The sequence below is a fragment of the Pseudomonas sp. LBUM1644 genome, assembly GCF_059716195.1.
Map to the genome: position 1 here is coordinate 1,663,139 of NZ_CP166812.1, position 14,916 is coordinate 1,678,054.

The 14,916-nt window shown below is 56.6% G+C and carries 8 protein-coding genes and 4 tRNA genes; 6 read left to right on the forward strand and 6 right to left on the reverse strand.

Going from position 1 to position 14,916, the window contains the following annotated elements:
- Positions 1-4,731, reverse strand: a complete 4,731-nt coding sequence (locus tag ACA052_RS07595; protein WP_497649102.1) for a hypothetical protein — start codon at positions 4,729-4,731, stop codon at positions 1-3.
- A gap of 289 nt (positions 4,732-5,020) precedes the next feature.
- Here ACA052_RS07595 and ACA052_RS07600 point away from each other — a divergent pair, with 289 nt between their 5' ends.
- Both ACA052_RS07600 and ACA052_RS07605 read left to right on the forward strand, forming a co-directional pair.
- The gene (locus ACA052_RS07600; protein WP_497649103.1) at positions 5,021-7,480 is read left to right on the forward strand and encodes an EAL domain-containing protein; all 2,460 of its coding nucleotides are present in this window, start codon (positions 5,021-5,023) and stop codon (positions 7,478-7,480) included.
- 78 nt (positions 7,481-7,558) lie between these two features.
- Complete coding sequence (locus tag ACA052_RS07605; protein ID WP_497649104.1) at positions 7,559-8,320, forward strand: iron-containing redox enzyme family protein; 762 nt, start codon at positions 7,559-7,561, stop codon at positions 8,318-8,320.
- Between the two features lie 86 nt (positions 8,321-8,406).
- Here the strand turns inward: ACA052_RS07605 and sugE are convergent, their stop codons facing one another.
- The 3 genes from sugE to rdgC all read right to left on the reverse strand — a co-directional run bounded on the left by sugE (position 8,407) and on the right by rdgC (position 10,903).
- Positions 8,407-8,721 (reverse strand): quaternary ammonium compound efflux SMR transporter SugE, encoded by a 315-nt coding sequence (gene sugE, locus ACA052_RS07610; protein WP_027922462.1) that lies wholly within the window; start codon positions 8,719-8,721, stop codon positions 8,407-8,409.
- A 119-nt stretch (positions 8,722-8,840) separates the two neighbouring features.
- A complete protein-coding gene (locus tag ACA052_RS07615; protein WP_497649105.1) occupies positions 8,841-9,806 on the reverse strand; it encodes a bile acid:sodium symporter family protein in 966 nt (321 codons plus the stop codon).
- Positions 9,807-9,982: 176 nt separating this feature from the next.
- Positions 9,983-10,903, reverse strand: coding sequence for a recombination-associated protein RdgC (gene rdgC, locus ACA052_RS07620; protein ID WP_497649106.1), 921 nt, complete (start codon positions 10,901-10,903; stop codon positions 9,983-9,985).
- A gap of 160 nt (positions 10,904-11,063) precedes the next feature.
- On the opposite strand from rdgC, the gene ACA052_RS07625 reads away from it, so the two are divergent.
- The 4 genes from ACA052_RS07625 to ACA052_RS07640 all read left to right on the forward strand — a co-directional run bounded on the left by ACA052_RS07625 (position 11,064) and on the right by ACA052_RS07640 (position 11,603).
- Positions 11,064-11,139 (forward strand) — tRNA-Val (locus tag ACA052_RS07625).
- An 18-nt stretch (positions 11,140-11,157) separates the two neighbouring features.
- A tRNA-Asp gene (locus ACA052_RS07630) sits at positions 11,158-11,234 on the forward strand.
- Positions 11,235-11,432: 198 nt separating this feature from the next.
- Positions 11,433-11,508: transfer RNA gene (locus ACA052_RS07635), tRNA-Val, on the forward strand.
- A gap of 18 nt (positions 11,509-11,526) precedes the next feature.
- Positions 11,527-11,603, forward strand: a tRNA-Asp gene (locus tag ACA052_RS07640).
- Positions 11,604-11,810: 207 nt separating this feature from the next.
- On the opposite strand, the gene ACA052_RS07645 is transcribed toward ACA052_RS07640, so the two are convergent.
- Both ACA052_RS07645 and ACA052_RS07650 read right to left on the reverse strand, forming a co-directional pair.
- Positions 11,811-12,944 (reverse strand): catalase family protein, encoded by a 1,134-nt coding sequence (locus tag ACA052_RS07645; RefSeq protein WP_497649107.1) that lies wholly within the window; start codon positions 12,942-12,944, stop codon positions 11,811-11,813.
- Positions 12,941-14,749: a di-heme-cytochrome C peroxidase gene (locus ACA052_RS07650; RefSeq protein WP_497649108.1), complete on the reverse strand. Its 1,809-nt coding sequence runs from the start codon at positions 14,747-14,749 to the stop codon at positions 12,941-12,943. Before ACA052_RS07650 ends, ACA052_RS07645 begins: the two co-directional genes overlap by 4 nt.
- Between the last annotated feature and the right edge of the window lie 167 nt (positions 14,750-14,916).

The following is a 14,916-nucleotide window of genomic DNA, read 5'->3' on the forward strand; positions in this document are numbered from 1 at the left end:
TCAATGCCACAGCACGTTCAGGGCATTTGCTCCGCCGTCGTGACCGAACTCTTTCATCACCACCGTGCAAGAGTCGCAAGGTGGCATGGTGGTAGCGACATTGACTGAGCTGATCGATTGGGGATCCGGGTATTTTTCGCGAATCACGCTGATCAATTTACTTTCGCTGTCCAGAGACGTGGGCCTGCTGGTCAGCGCTGGGTGATACGTCCCAATGTCGTCGATTGTCGGCGGCACGGCGAGCAGCTTGCCCTGGTCATCCATGAGGAGTGAGCTTCTGGGGAACTCCACGTTCATGTCGATGTTGAAATAGGTCGTTTCGCCCACCTTGATCTGATCAGCCCCCAAATTCTGCTTGAACAATGGCAGATGTCCGGTGGCCCCCTGCGCGCCTGAAACACTGACGTAGACTTCGCGTTTGCCGTCGGCCCTGAGCACTTCGGCGTAGGCGATGTTCCTCGGGGTTTTGGTGCGCTGGTGACGGGGGATCAGTCGATGGAGTTTTTCCATCGTTCTATCGATTCTCAAGGCACTGTCTACATTGTTCAGGTCGATGGCTTTCTCAAGAAACAATGTATCGAAAATTTCTACCGTCCTTTGGCGGAAGGCTTCCGGTGCCAGCTTGCTGCGTGTCCACGATGTCGCACCATCCGCCAGTTGGGTCACGATCATTCGGGTCGAGTGATCGAACATCAACGCCTCGGCAGGGCTGGTATCGACCTTGATCCATTTCATGTTGTTGGGCGGTGTGGCGATGGTACCGATGCGTATGGCGATCCTCTCCATGGTTTCTATTGCTCGTTCGATTGCTTCAACACCGTAGATGCGCGCGACATTGTTGGCGCCCAGGGAACCGGTATATACACGCAATAGCTCTGCACCTGGCGTGCCTTCGGCCAATTGGGGTTTGAGCAATCTTTCCAATGTCAGTGTTTCGGTCAGGCTTTGTCCTGTGGGCACTGTCGTGAAGTAGTACTTGTCGGTGTTGAGTCGGGTGAAAACGTAGGTCTTGATCCCATCAAGGGATGGCACCAGAACGGCACCGACCCGGTGCGAATCGGTAGCGCCTTCATAGATACTCTCGACGTTGAGGCGCGCGTAAATTCCCTTTCGAAACTCCAGGGTTGCCGGGATGCTTTTACCGGGAACGAGCCATGGTTTGGAAAACCCCAATGCTGTCAGATCACCCTTGAACAGGGTCAAGGTGTCCCCCGAAACCTGATAAACAGCGCCGTCCAATGCAAGAAACCCCTGCTCATGACCCACCCTGGTACCGGGGGAAGAAATCCTGTCGCCAAACCAGGGAGCGTAACCTTTGGTTTCGTCGAGTGAGCCGACCGGTGGCGTAAGAAGGAAGGGCTCACCATTGACGTAACTTACAAGGCAGGCGCTCCCTCCGGGTGCACGGCGCGCACGACAGGGGATCAGTTTCAGCCTGGCACTGTCATCAATCAGGTCCACCCGGCGCAGCGTGTCGCCTTGCAGTCGATAAGGTACATCGTCGAGAAACACGGTGGTTCGACCATCGATTTCAAACACTTCTCGCACGCGCGTACTTTCCGGGACCTCGACGATGACGTGTGGGTTGCTCTTCTCCAGGTTGCTGAAGTGAGACCGCCCAAAAGAAAGCTCACCTGAGCGGGCGGGAATCGACGGGCCATAGGGTTTGGACGATAGCGGGTCAATCAGCCGCCAGTCGGACGCGTCAGTGGTGGACAGGTTGCGAACCGGTACGTCGTCAATACCTTTGACGCTGGCTAACTGGTCACCGACCACGAAAGGTTTCCAACGACCGACATCGCTCAACTGAGGCAGGCTGCGCACGTACTCGTAGTAACGGACATTCCCCGCTTGTTTCGCGTATTTGAACGTCGTTCCTAGTCCCTTCAGGATGTGTCCCAAGCCTTTGAGCAGGGAATAAACCGCATCAACCGGGTTAAGGGTTTGCAGAGTCGATATCACCAGGTTTTTTGTAAGCGATGCTAACGACTGGTGGGTGGTGCGCATGATCAGTCGGCCTGAAACGGTTACAAGTCTTGCCGAACCCGCGGCAAATTTGCCTAAGGGGAGGGCGAATGAAAGCACATCGAAAACCAGGCCGATCGCACCCATGCGTATTCGGCTTCTGTCGCCTGATGTTACGTCCTCGATGCTGTTCCAGAACGGCACGAAAATTTTTGCGATCTTGAATATTTTTTTTCGACTGGCCTCTTCACGTTCAAACTGGGTTTGTCCATGGGCGATGCTGCGCAGGTCATCCGGGGCCGCGAACAGCAGGTGGGTTGCAATGTGATTGCTGATCTTTACTGAGCGACTGGACGTTAATGTCCTTGGGACGCGTTGCGCATTATCCACATGATCGGAAATGGCACTCAAAACAGGGCCCAATTGTTCGATGATCGCCGAACAGCGAGCATTGTTTTTTGGCACGCTGCCGGTTGAATGCGCATCCCAGTCAAAGGGCAAATGCTTTTCGCCCCACATATGCACGTCGTTACCATCAAGATGGCGGCCTTTGGGAACAACTCTGCCCCCTATCAGTTCAGCAAAAAATTTGTCGGGACGACGGATCATGCCGGCCCTGGGCAGCAGTTCGTGAAAGAGCGTTTTTTCGTTATAGGTGGTTTGCAGGATCAAACCGTTGCGTGCTCTAAGCGCCAGAATGGATGCAGGGGTCTCTTCCTGGGCCAGTGTGTAGGGGGCACTTTTTCTCAAGCTGTAGATCGTGACTTCGCCGTACTCCAGGGCCTGACGCTCGGAAAACGGAAGTGAGGCCAGTAGACTCCTGATTAACGTTTCATAGGCTGCCGTGATCCTTTCGAGGTGGCTTTTGAAGTCTTTATCGAACAGCGCTTCGACATCGGGCAACTTTGCGTACGGCCCCAGCGGGCTGTTGCCAAACACAGATCCTGGCACCCGCCAAGCCCCTCCGGTTTTTATCGTTCGGCTTTCATCTATTCGAATCCATCGCTCGCTGATGGAGGTTCCGTCGCCTTGAGTGACAAGCCATCTTTTCTGATCGTCGAACTTGCCCGAGGCCAAGACATCGACGAACGAGTAATAGTTGAACTCCTTACCCCTGAGCATCGGTGTGTCTCGAAAACCGATCGACCCCAGTTCATCAAACCTGGCGAGCTTTCGGCCATCGGACAGGAAGGCATCTTTTCCAAAGAGCTTGATCATTTCCGCTTCGGCAATGGACAGTCGCTTGGGCGGCGCTTCATTGATGCGCTGGATCGCTTCATTGAGGTCATTGGTGTGTTTATCCTGTTCGGATAACGCCAGATTTATGTCTTCGCGTGTGTAGTCTTCTGGTTTTTTTTGCAGAATGACCCCTTGGGTGACAGCCCAGTCCAGCGTCGGAAGTAACCTCGCCAAGCCGATGAGTTTCAGTTCATCTGGCGTCGCCCCAGTGGCCCGCTGCATCGGCAGGTTGACCAACTGCTCAAACGTCAATCTGTGCAACAAACCGGGATCAGTCGCCTTGATGATATTGACTCCATTCAGGAAATTGACCCAAACAATCGAGCCTCGGTAGGCAAGATCAACCGGGATATCGGTGACACGGAACTCGATTGGAAATCGAGGCAGAAACAACCGTGCGATTACAATCGCTTCCTTTTCCGAGGAGGCCCGTTTTGAAGTCAGCAGACTGGCTTCAAATTCGGCCCGAATCGCTGCATAACTCTTCCCCCAGTTTGAACGAGCCTGCCAGTCGTAACCTGCAATGAAGACAGGATTGTCATTGGATTTCGACGAAATCCAATGCTGCAGCGCATTGGCGATCAGCGTTGTCCGGATGTAAGGCGAGGTCGCCTCACCGGTTTTTCCGCCATACCAATCCATGGCGGTCAGCAGGGCGTTTCCCAGTCTCACAGCGGCAGCGTTTTGCAGGATCTTTTCAAGAAAAACGGTCGGTGTTGCGCGAACCTGTTCAGTCGTTGCCGTTGAAAGAACGTCGTTGGCAAGGTAGGTCAGGGCCGATGAGCCTTTCTCGGGCAGGAACTGATTCACCCCATCGATTATTTCGGCGCGGATCTGGTCGGTGAATAGTTGCTGCGTATCGAGTGGCGTACCGGGGAAGGTTTGTTGGAGAAGTTGAATCGATGCCAGATCTTTTTCTGTAGGGGTTCTCCTCAGATCGAGGAATTCAAAATCGTCTTCAAGCCTCAAGCGGTGACTGGCGATTTTTTCTTGCAGGGCATCCATCGTGTTCTGATGTTCCTGGGCGTTTTCCGGGTTCCATGGCGCAATCCCGTAAAAGCCGCACATCCTGACCAGATTGATAGAACGGTCTGAGCGTATCTGGCCTCCCAGCAAGGAAGCTGCGTGCTCGATCCGTGTTTTCAGAGCTTGCCATTCTGCGTTCCCCGTCAATAACAATGTGACGGATTTCAGGGCGTGGTCCTCTGATTCATACACATAGCCGCCATCCTTGAGGGTGACGATCAAATGACTGATCCTGGCATTATGTTTTTTGCACAGTTCCTGGTAAGCGTGATCATGTCGCAACTGCCATAAGGCAATGACCCCGTCTTCGCACTCGCGATACAACGGTGAGTAAAGCGCTATCGGTATTAGAACTTCCAGATGAGCAACTGCCGATAATCCGGTCCGACGCAGCGAGGCCAGCATCAGTTCGTAGTCTTTCAGTTGGCCTTCATGTCGCTGCGCGACGGAGGGGGTGGCCGGTGGAGTGTTCAGCGTTTCGCTTGAGGTGATCGTTTGCATGAGATTGGTTCTCCTGTATGTCGGTTGACCTGCACATCGCTCAACAGCGATGGGGTCGTGGCCCGATTACAAGCGATCAAGAGAATGGCGGTGCGGTATATAGATAGTTGGCGAAAGACGGTTTTGTCGTGGTGCCCGTTTTATCCGTTACGTGCTGAAAAATAACCTTTTTTGGCGCTTTCCCGAAGACTGCAGGGCTTCTTGCTTGCCGGGATGGAAAACGCGCCCTAGTCTAGCTATAGCGATCACGTCGGGATGCTGATCTGGCAGTGCTAAATCAAGGGACCTCATGAATCAAACGCGGACACTCGGAACGCCTCGGTTGCTGGGCATCGTCTGGCCATTTATTGCCGTTGTGTTATTTCAGGCGCTGCTGGGCGGTGTCAGCCTGTACGTTCTTTCGGCGGTGCGCGGCTATGTTGCCGGTGAAAGTTTGTGGTCCAAGGGCCAGAAAGACGCAATCTATTACCTTAATCTTTACGCAGACAGTCGTGACGAAGCGATTTTCCTCAAGTACCAGAACGCCATAGCCGTGCCTCAGGGTGGGCACGAATTGCGTCTGGCACTGGATCTTCAGCCACCGAATATCGAAGCGGCAAGACTGGCTATCCTCAAGGGTGGTAACCACCCGGACGACGTCTCCAGCCTGATCTGGCTCTACCTCAATTTCCGGCACTTCAGTTACCTCGAAAAAGCCATCGACCGGTGGACCGTGGGTGACGCCTATCTGGTGCGACTTGATGACGTTGCGCAAGAAATGCATCAGCACATCACGGCCACGCATACCTCTGAGGCCGACATCAAGCGTTGGAAGGCGCAGATATTCGCTATCAATGATGGCGTGACACCGGCAGCGAAGGCCTTCAGCGATGCACTCGGTGAAGGCTCGCGGATGATTTTGCGGCTACTGTTGGTGACGAACCTTGCCACCGCGCTGGGCTTGATTGCGCTGGCATTGCTCCGCACCCACAAACTGCTCAAGCAGCGCCACGCATTCGCCGAAGCCCTTCAGTTGGAAAAGGACCGGGCGCAGATCACCCTGCAATCGATTGGCGATGGTGTGATTACCACGGATGTCGAAGGCGCGATTGCCTACATGAACCCGGCCGCCGAAGCGTTGACACACTGGAAAGCCGAGCAGGCAACGGGGTTGCCGCTGGCGGCGTTGTTCAATTTGCTGGACGAAAACGCCCAGGCCGATGGTTTTACACTGATCGAGCACATCCTGAGCGGGCAGCTAAGCGGAGGCAGCGAGCATTCAAAATTGATTCAGCGCCTGGATGGCAGCACGGTTTCAGTCACCCTGGTCGGTGCGCCGATTCGCAATGCCGGTAAAGTCAGCGGCACTGTGTTGGTCCTCCACGACATGACCCAGGAGCGGCAATACATTGCCAACTTGTCCTGGCAGGCGACGCACGATGCCTTGACCGGGCTCGCCAACCGCCGCGAGTTCGAGTATCGCCTGGAGCAGGCGATGCATACCCTGACGCGTCAGCCGGGGCGCCATGCCCTGATGTTCCTCGATCTGGATCAGTTCAAACTGGTCAACGATACCTGCGGTCATGCGGCGGGCGACGAGTTGCTGCGGCACATTTGTGCGCTGTTGCAATCGGGGTTGCGCGAGGGCGATACCCTGGCGCGGCTGGGCGGCGACGAGTTTGGCATCCTGCTGGCAAACTGTGCCCTTGAAGCGGCGGAGAAAATCGCCGAGAACCTGCGCCAAACCGTGCAGAACTTGCACTTTGTCTGGAAAGGCCGGCCGTTTGTGACGACCGTGAGCATCGGGCTGGTGCATATCAATCAGAACCCGACCACCCTTGAAGCCTCGCTGCGCGCGGCCGACATGGCGTGCTACATGGCTAAGGAAAAGGGGCGCAACCGGGTTCAGGTCTATCATGCCGACGATTCGGAGCTGTCCCTGCGCTTCGGCGAAATGGCCTGGGTCCAGCGCTTGCACATGGCGTTGGAAGACGACCGCTTCTGCTTGTACGCTCAGGAAATTGCGCCGCTTGGTAATACCGGTCAGGGTGGCGGGCATATCGAAATTCTGTTGCGCCTGCATGATGAAGCCGGGCGCATGATTCTGCCGGACAGTTTCATCCCGGCTGCCGAACGTTACGGCCTGATGACGTCAATTGATCGCTGGGTCGTGCAGAATGTTTTCAAGATCATCGCCCAATGCGTGGCCGAGAAGCGCAAGGGGCCGCTGGCCATGTGTGCGATCAATCTGTCAGGCACGACGATAGGAGACGAGGCGTTTCTGGTCTTCCTGCGTGAACAGTTCATTGCTTACGCCATACCGCCTGAAATGATTTGTTTTGAAATCACTGAAACCAGCGCAATTTCCAATCTTGGCAGTGCAATCAGATTTATTAATGAGCTCAAAGGCTTAGGTTGCCATTTTTCCCTGGACGACTTTTGCGCCGGAATGTCCTCATTCGCTTACTTGAAACATTTGCCTGTAGACTTCCTGAAGATCGACGGGAGTTTCGTAAAGGATATGCTGGACGACCCTATTAACCGCGCCATGGTCGAGGTGATCAATCACATCGGCCATGTCATGGGTAAGCGTACGATTGCCGAGTTTGTCGAGACACCCCAGATCGAGCAGGCATTGCTGGAGATTGGGGTGGATTACGCTCAAGGGTATGTTATTGAACGCCCGCATCTGTTTACCTGCGACAGTTTACAAAGTCGTCCTGCCAGGCCTCAGCCTTTGTTGTTCAAGGCACCTGGCACGTTCCGTTGAAATCTCTTGCTGATCCTAACAATCACAATCAAAAGGAGCTCGACAGTGATCGACACATTCAACCGAACCGGACCACTCATGGAAGCTGCAAGTTACCCCACCTGGGCTCAGCGTTTGATCCAGGATTGCAGCGAGAGTAAGCGCCGGGTTGTCGAACACGAACTGTATCAGCGCATGCGTGACAACAAACTCAGCGCCAAGACCATGCGCCAGTACCTTATCGGTGGCTGGCCAGTGGTCGAGCAGTTCGCGTTATACATGGCACAGAATCTGACCAAGACCCGCTTTGCGCGCCACCCTGGCGAAGACATGGCGCGTCGCTGGTTGATGCGCAACATTCGTGTCGAATTGAACCATGCCGATTACTGGGTGAACTGGAGCCGTGCACACGGCGTCAGCCTGGAAGATCTGCAAGCGCAACAGGTTGCCCCTGAGCTTCATGCGCTGAGTCATTGGTGCTGGCACACCAGTTCGGCTGACTCGCTGATCGTGGCCATTGCGGCGACCAACTACGCCATTGAAGGTGCGACCGGAGAGTGGTCGGCACTGGTCTGTTCCAATGGCATTTATGCGGCTGCATTCCCTGAAGAGGATCGCAAGCGCGCCATGAAGTGGTTGAAGATGCACGCCCAGTATGACGATGCCCATCCGTGGGAAGCGCTGGAAATCATCTGCACGCTGGCAGGCATGAACCCGAGCAAGGCATTGCAAGTGGAGTTGCGCCAGGCCGTGTGCAAAAGCTACGACTACATGTTCCTGTTCCTGGAACGCTGCATGCAACTGGAGCACGCGGAAAAAGCTCCAGTGACACGTGAACGCTTGGCCATGGCTGAAAGCTGATCCGTTACGGCGGATAACTGCAGGTCAATGTAAAAAGCCCACGCCCCTGTCTTAGGGGCGTGGGCTTTTTTGCAGTCGTAACCAGGTCAGGCGCTGACTTTCAGTCCAACCAGCCCGGCAATGATCAAGGCCACGCTGGCCAGCCGGAACAACGCCATGGATTCACCAAACAGAATGATTCCGGCGATGACGGTCCCGACCGCACCCACCCCTGTCCAGATTGCGTAGGCGGTGCCCAGCGGCAGTTCCTTCATGGCGAGGCCCAACAAACCAAGGCTGATGGCCATGGCGGCAACGGTCAATGCGGTGGGGAGCGGGCGGCTGAAGCCGTCGGTGTACTTCAGTCCGACGGCCCAGCCCACTTCGAACAGGCCGGCGAAAAACAGAATGATCCAGGACATGAAAGACCTCCATCGATTGACGGGGTCGTCCCCAGATTAATGACTCGATCGAGCCGCGAGGTCGTCCTCGCGTTGCGCCATAGAGTGCCCATCATTAACCCGGGGATCAAGTTTTCGGCTTAATCGACGGCTTGCCGAGCCGCCATTTCCCGATCTTCTTTCTCGCTCATCCGCCGGAAATACGTTGAGAGTAACGCGCCGGAAATGTTGTGCCAGACGCTGAACAGCGCACTGGGCACTGCCGCCAGAGGCGAGAAGTGCGCACTGGCCAGGGCCGCGCCCAACCCGGAGTTTTGCATACCGACTTCCAGTGCCAGGGATTTGCGTTGGGCCAGTGGCAACTTGAACAGGCGCCCGGTGAAATAACCCAGCAGGTAACCGAAGCTGTTGTGCAGCATGACCACAGCCATGATCAGTAAACCGGATTCGGCAATCTTGGCCTGGCTGGCGGCAACCACTGCGGTGACGATGATCACGATACTCACCACAGAGATCAACGGCAGCACTTCCACGGCATGGCGAACCCGGCTCCCCAGTACGCGCTGGGCCACCACGCCGAGCACGATCGGCAACAGCACCACTTGCAGGATCGACCAGAACAGCTCCATGAACGAAACCGGCAGCCACGCCGAGGCCAACAGCCAGATCAGCGCAGGGGTCAGCAGCGGGGCGAGGAGGGTGGTGACAGCCGCGATAGCCACCGACAATGCGAGATCACCGCGTGCCAGCCAGGTCATCACATTCGACGATGTACCGCTAGGGCAGCAGCCGACCAGGATGACGCCGACGGCGATCTCTGGCGGCAAGTGGAAGGCCTGGCAAAGCAACCACGCCACACCGGGCATGATCACGAAGTGCGCGACCACGCCTAGGGCCACGCGCCAGGGATGGCGAGCGACTTCGGCGAAGTCTTCGAGTTTGAGCGTCAGGCCCATGCCGAACATCACCAGCCCCAGCAGCGGCACGATCGCGCCTTTCAATCCGATGAACCAGCTCGGTTGCAAGAACGCCACTACGGCAAAAATCAGTACCCAGTAAGCGAAGGTGTTGCCGACAAAGCGACTCAATGCAGCCAGTGCACGCATGGCCTGATCCTCATTGTGTGTTTAAACGTGGGGAGGGTTTAATACCTGTATTGACTCTTAAAAGATCGCAGCCTTCGGCAGCTCCTACATTGGAACGCGATTCCCCGTAGGAGCTGCCGAAGGCTGCGATCTTTTTGAGAGGCGCCACCAATTAAGGCGGGCGCCCATCAAGTCAATCAGATCCCCTGCGGCATCTCTTCACCACCCAACGCTTCAATCAGCGCCGGCAAGTAATCACCGAAGGTCAGCATCATCAGGGTGAAGCTGGCGTCCAGTTGGCCGAGGGCTTCTTCACCGCCGTCTTGTTCCGCCTGATCTTGCAGCAAGTCTTCGAACTTCAGGCGCTTGACCACCATCTTGTCGTCGAGGACGAAGGACAGCTTGTCCTGCCAGGCCAGCGACAGCTGAGTGACCACTTTCCCAGTGCTCAGGTGCAACTGGATTTCCTCGCTGGTCAGGTCCTGACGCTTGCAACGGACGATGCCGCCGTCTTCGTGGGTGTCGCGCAGTTCGCACTCGTCCAGCACAAAGAAGTCGTCCGCGGCTTTCTGGGTGGTGACCCATTCAGTCATGGTCGCTGTCGGGGACATTTTCACGGTCAGTGGACGTACTGGCAGCGTACCGATCACTTCACGCAAGGTGGACAACAGGTCTTCGGCACGTTTCGGGCTGGCCGAGTTGACCAGGATCAGGCCTTGCTTCGGCGCGATGGCGGCGAAGGTCGACGAGCGACGGATAAAGGCACGAGGCAGGAAGGCCTGGATGATTTCATCCTTGATCTGGTCGCGTTCCTTTTTGTAGACCTTGCGCATTTGTTCGGCTTCGATCTCTTCGACCTTTTCCTTCACCGCGTCACGCACGACGCTGCCCGGCAGAATACGTTCTTCTTTACGGGCCGAGATCAGCAGGAAGTCGCCGCTGACGTGTACCAGCGGCGCATCTTCGCCCTTGCCGAATGGCGCGACGAAACCGTAGGTGGTCAACTCCTGGCTTGCACATGGACGCGCCAGTTTGGTGGCCAGTGCAGTTTCCAACGCCTCGGCATCAAAAGGCAGATCTTGGGTCAGGCGATAGATAAGCAGGTTTTTGAACCACATGGGGCGAGTCTCTCCTTTATACAAAGGGGGGCATTATTCTCTTAGCGGCGCCATAGGCCAACCCTTCTCTAAGCCTTTGGAAGGCCTGCAAAAATTATTTAAAAAAGTGCTTGCCAGAGGTGGGGACGCTCCGTAGAATGCGCGCCACACCGAAAGTGAAGGGTGATTAGCTCAGCTGGGAGAGCGTCTGCCTTACAAGCAGAATGTCGGCGGTTCGATCCCGTCATCACCCACCATTCGCTTTAGTGTTACGCGCAGCGGTAGTTCAGTCGGTTAGAATACCGGCCTGTCACGCCGGGGGTCGCGGGTTCGAGTCCCGTCCGCTGCGCCATATTCGGTAACCTGGAACGCTGAACGCCAGGTCACCACGGAAAAGCCCGCTAACGCGGGTTTTTTTCTGCCCGAAGTTTGCATGTTGTTCCTGCAGGTCGTGTCGTTTCACCGGTTTTCAGGTTTTTTGAATAATATTTCAATTAAATCAACACGTTATGAAAATCTGTGGCACAATGCGCTCCGCAACGAAGGTAAAGGGTGATTAGCTCAGCTGGGAGAGCGTCTGCCTTACAAGCAGAATGTCGGCGGTTCGATCCCGTCATCACCCACCACTACTTTCAATGTTACGCGCAGCGGTAGTTCAGTCGGTTAGAATACCGGCCTGTCACGCCGGGGGTCGCGGGTTCGAGTCCCGTCCGCTGCGCCATATTCGGTAATCTGGAACGCTGAACGCCAGGTCACCACACAGAAAGCCCGCTTTATGCGGGCTTTTTGCTGTCTGCGATTTGGCTTTTCGTAGCAGCTGTCGAGGTACGAGGCTGCGTTGGGCTGCGCAGCGGCCCTCAGGGCGGTCCTGCGGACACGCAACGCAGCCTCGTACCTCGACAGCTGCTACAGATCGCGTGTTTCCTGCTTATTGCTCGGCGTTGCGGCTGTGGCGGTAATCGCTGACCGCTTCGTATACCGCTTTGCGTAGCCGGTTGATGCCGCCAATTGGCCGATGGGCTTCAAGGCCAAACCACGGGTTGAAAGACTGGTTATCGCATTGCAGGTTCAGCGCTGGCGTATCAAAGTCCTGGGCTGGCACTTTGATGCGCGCCACTGTCTCGAACGGCGCATCACTTTCGCTCCACTCGATGCTCGTATCCTCAAGCGGCATGTACTTGGCCGGAGTTTGCCGCTGGACCTGCAAGACGAAACACGCGGGTACCCGATCCGTGGACAGTTGCTGATTCAGAGCATTGCGCAGGAAGTTCGGCAGCTTCTGGTTTTGCACCGGCAGGGTGTATGACGGGCAACTGTCAGGATCCGGCATCACCCTGAACTTCGCATTGGCCTCACCGAATTTGTAAGGCGAAACTGAAAAGTAGGTCGTCCGCGTCGGGCTATCCGGGGCAGGGGAGAGGGTGGCCAGCGCGATAAACAGGTGTCGAACCTGCCAGGTTCGCGGATCCCAGCCGGGGAAGAACGCCATCAACGTCTTGCCGTCAGCCTGTGCCGCCACATTCTGACGGTACTCGGCGACATCGCTGACAAAAAAATTCGGATGGCTGAACATCACGAAATCCTGCTCTCCACGGTTTTTTTGATCGTCGAGCAGTTGTTTGCCGGGTATATCCAGCAACTTGATCGCCATCCCCCGAGCATCGCGGATGCTGTCGAACTGCGGGTAAGCATTGCCGTTGGACAGGCGTAGGGTCGCCTGCCAGGTTTTGCCCGGCTCACTGAACACACCTTGACGCAGGTCTGCCGTCAGCCCCAGCAGCACTTGCACTTCGGCTTTCACACAGCCGTGCGCCTTGGCATGCGCATCGCGCAGGTAACGCGTGCTTTCACGGTGCTGGTCGACAATGCGCACAGCGGTCTGGATGACGTCCTGAGTCATTGCCGTTTCACCGTCCGGGATCAGTTCTTCAGCTGACACCGGCCCGCTGTGCTGCCAGGCAAACCAGGCTGTCGACAGCGCCCAGCCGAGCAATCCAAGGCCCAACAACCAGAGCAGGGTTTTGCCGAGGAAGACGCCAAACCGCATCCACAGAGTACTCATGGCAATTGTGCCTCCAGCGGGCCGCCCAATACTTTCAGGTATTCCAGAAGCGCCCAGCGCTCCTCGGGTTGCAGCCAGCGACCGATCACCCCGTTGCCGAGTTTGCCGGCGCGGAATTCGTGGCCGCTGTTGTGATTGCCGGTGATGCGCGTGTCGAATTCGAAGCCGTTGCTGAACGCCTCGGTGCGATAACCCAAGTGCCTTGGGTCGTATTCGAAGGTGCCTTTGTAAAATGTGGACGCCCGTTCATCCTGGGGCGAGAGCAGTTGATAGAGGCTGGGCACTGAACCGTTGTGCAGGAAGGGCGCCGTCGCCCATACACCCGCCAGCGGCCGAGCCTTGTAGGCGCGTAATTCCCGGACCCCGATGGGCAGGCCGAAACCGTCCATGGCCGGGCGCTCGGTGACGGGAATGTTCGCGTCGCGGTAGGCGCGCTTCTCGACGAAAGCAGTGATGTACGCCAACCCTTTGGCCGACGAGAGCTTGCTTAAATCCAGCGGCTCGCTGGGCGTCGGTTGCAAGTGCACATCCAGTTGACCCAATTCTGCCGGGTCCCACTGCAAGGCGCTGAGGTCGAAGCGGTGGTCGGCAATGTTGTCGGCCGCGCCAGGGTCCGTGCCAACGAACGCCACCGGCAACATTTTCAGATGTTGCACCCAGCGCCCGTCGCTTTCGACGGATCGAGGAACATGGCAGCCGGCGCAATTCTCGGTGAACAGCGCGTGACCTTTGGCGGCCAAGGGTTTGTCGATTGCGCCCAGCAGTTCTTCCGGCCAGGCAGGTGGTTTCAGGCGTTGCAGGGTTTGTTCGATCAAGTGCAAATCACGCACCCGGACGCTGGAGGGGTAACGGTCATCGCCCTTGAGGGGCTGGCCGTTACTGTCGAAGAAGTTCAGCGTGGCCCCTACGCCCAGGGCCTCACCGATATTGCGCGCCATGGGTTGCTGCGCCGAGCCGTTCCACTGCACCCAGTCGAAGGTCCACATGTCCCAAAGCTGCGGATAATCAACCGGAGCATTGGCGACCCGGTAGTTGGCAGGGGAAATCGCATCGCCAAAACTGGCGTTGGCAATGCGCCCGAATGCATCGGTGCGGCCGGGGCCTTCTTCGGTCGGGTAGAGCCCGCGATGGGTGTCGTTCCAGGCCACCTTCAAGAACGTATCAAGAGATGCCTTGAAGTCTGTGCGCAGTTGCTGATGCCGGGTGTCGTAGTCCTGGCCCAACACGTTGCGTGCGAAACGTTCGAATTTCCATGGGTTGTAGTAAGTCGATGCCAGGCTGGCCACCAGCGCTTGTCCGAAACTGCCGCCTCGCAGTGTAGGAACGCTGGATGGCAAGACATGCTGCGCTGAGCCGCCGTCGATGCGTACGGCCTGGCCGTTGAAGCGCAATTCTCCGGTGTGGCAAGCGGCGCAGGTGATGTCCAGGAATTCATCCCGGCTGCCAGGATTCTGATGCCGGGCGAACCCCACGGGCAGGTTGCCCGGGTTGTTCGGCGACGGTTTCTGGCTGGGGTCGATCAGAAAACCGAAGCGTGAGAGGTATTCGGGGGCGGCAAATCGTTGTTGCGAGAACGGCAGTTCGAGGGCGTTGAACCAGTCGTAGCGCAAGTCTTTGACCCGAGTGCCCTGAGGTGTGAAGTAATAAGTCTGGCGGTCGGCGGCGCTCCATTGCTCCAGGTAGTGCACCTGTTGCGCGGGCGACCAGTCCGGCAGTTTCGGGTTGGCGACGAAGTACAGGACCACGGCAAGGCCCAGTCCCAGCAGCACAGCGATCAGAGTTAACACGCGGAACAAGAGGCGCAAGATAAACATCCTTGTCGATTTATCGATCTCTTATGCCTCAGCTCCAAAGGTGCGGCAAGTGGCCATTACGCCAGATGTTGTGGGATACGGGATCAGCCTCTGTAAGAGGAAGATGACAGAAGCTTCATCGTCCGATTCCGGAAATGCGTTAAAACACCTGAACTTAT

Excerpts from the sequence above, each read along its gene's own strand:
- ACA052_RS07605 (WP_497649104.1), top strand. The coding sequence starts at position 7,559 with ATGGAAGCTGCAAGTTACCCCACCTGGGCTCAGCGTTTGATCCAGGAT.
- rdgC (WP_497649106.1), bottom strand. The coding sequence starts at position 10,903 with ATGTGGTTCAAAAACCTGCTTATCTATCGCCTGACCCAAGATCTGCCT.
- ACA052_RS07645 (WP_497649107.1), bottom strand. The coding sequence starts at position 12,944 with ATGAGTACTCTGTGGATGCGGTTTGGCGTCTTCCTCGGCAAAACCCTG.
- sugE (WP_027922462.1), bottom strand. The coding sequence starts at position 8,721 with ATGTCCTGGATCATTCTGTTTTTCGCCGGCCTGTTCGAAGTGGGCTGG.
- ACA052_RS07595 (WP_497649102.1), bottom strand. The coding sequence starts at position 4,731 with ATGCAAACGATCACCTCAAGCGAAACGCTGAACACTCCACCGGCCACC.
- ACA052_RS07600 (WP_497649103.1), top strand. The coding sequence starts at position 5,021 with ATGAATCAAACGCGGACACTCGGAACGCCTCGGTTGCTGGGCATCGTC.
- ACA052_RS07615 (WP_497649105.1), bottom strand. The coding sequence starts at position 9,806 with ATGCGTGCACTGGCTGCATTGAGTCGCTTTGTCGGCAACACCTTCGCT.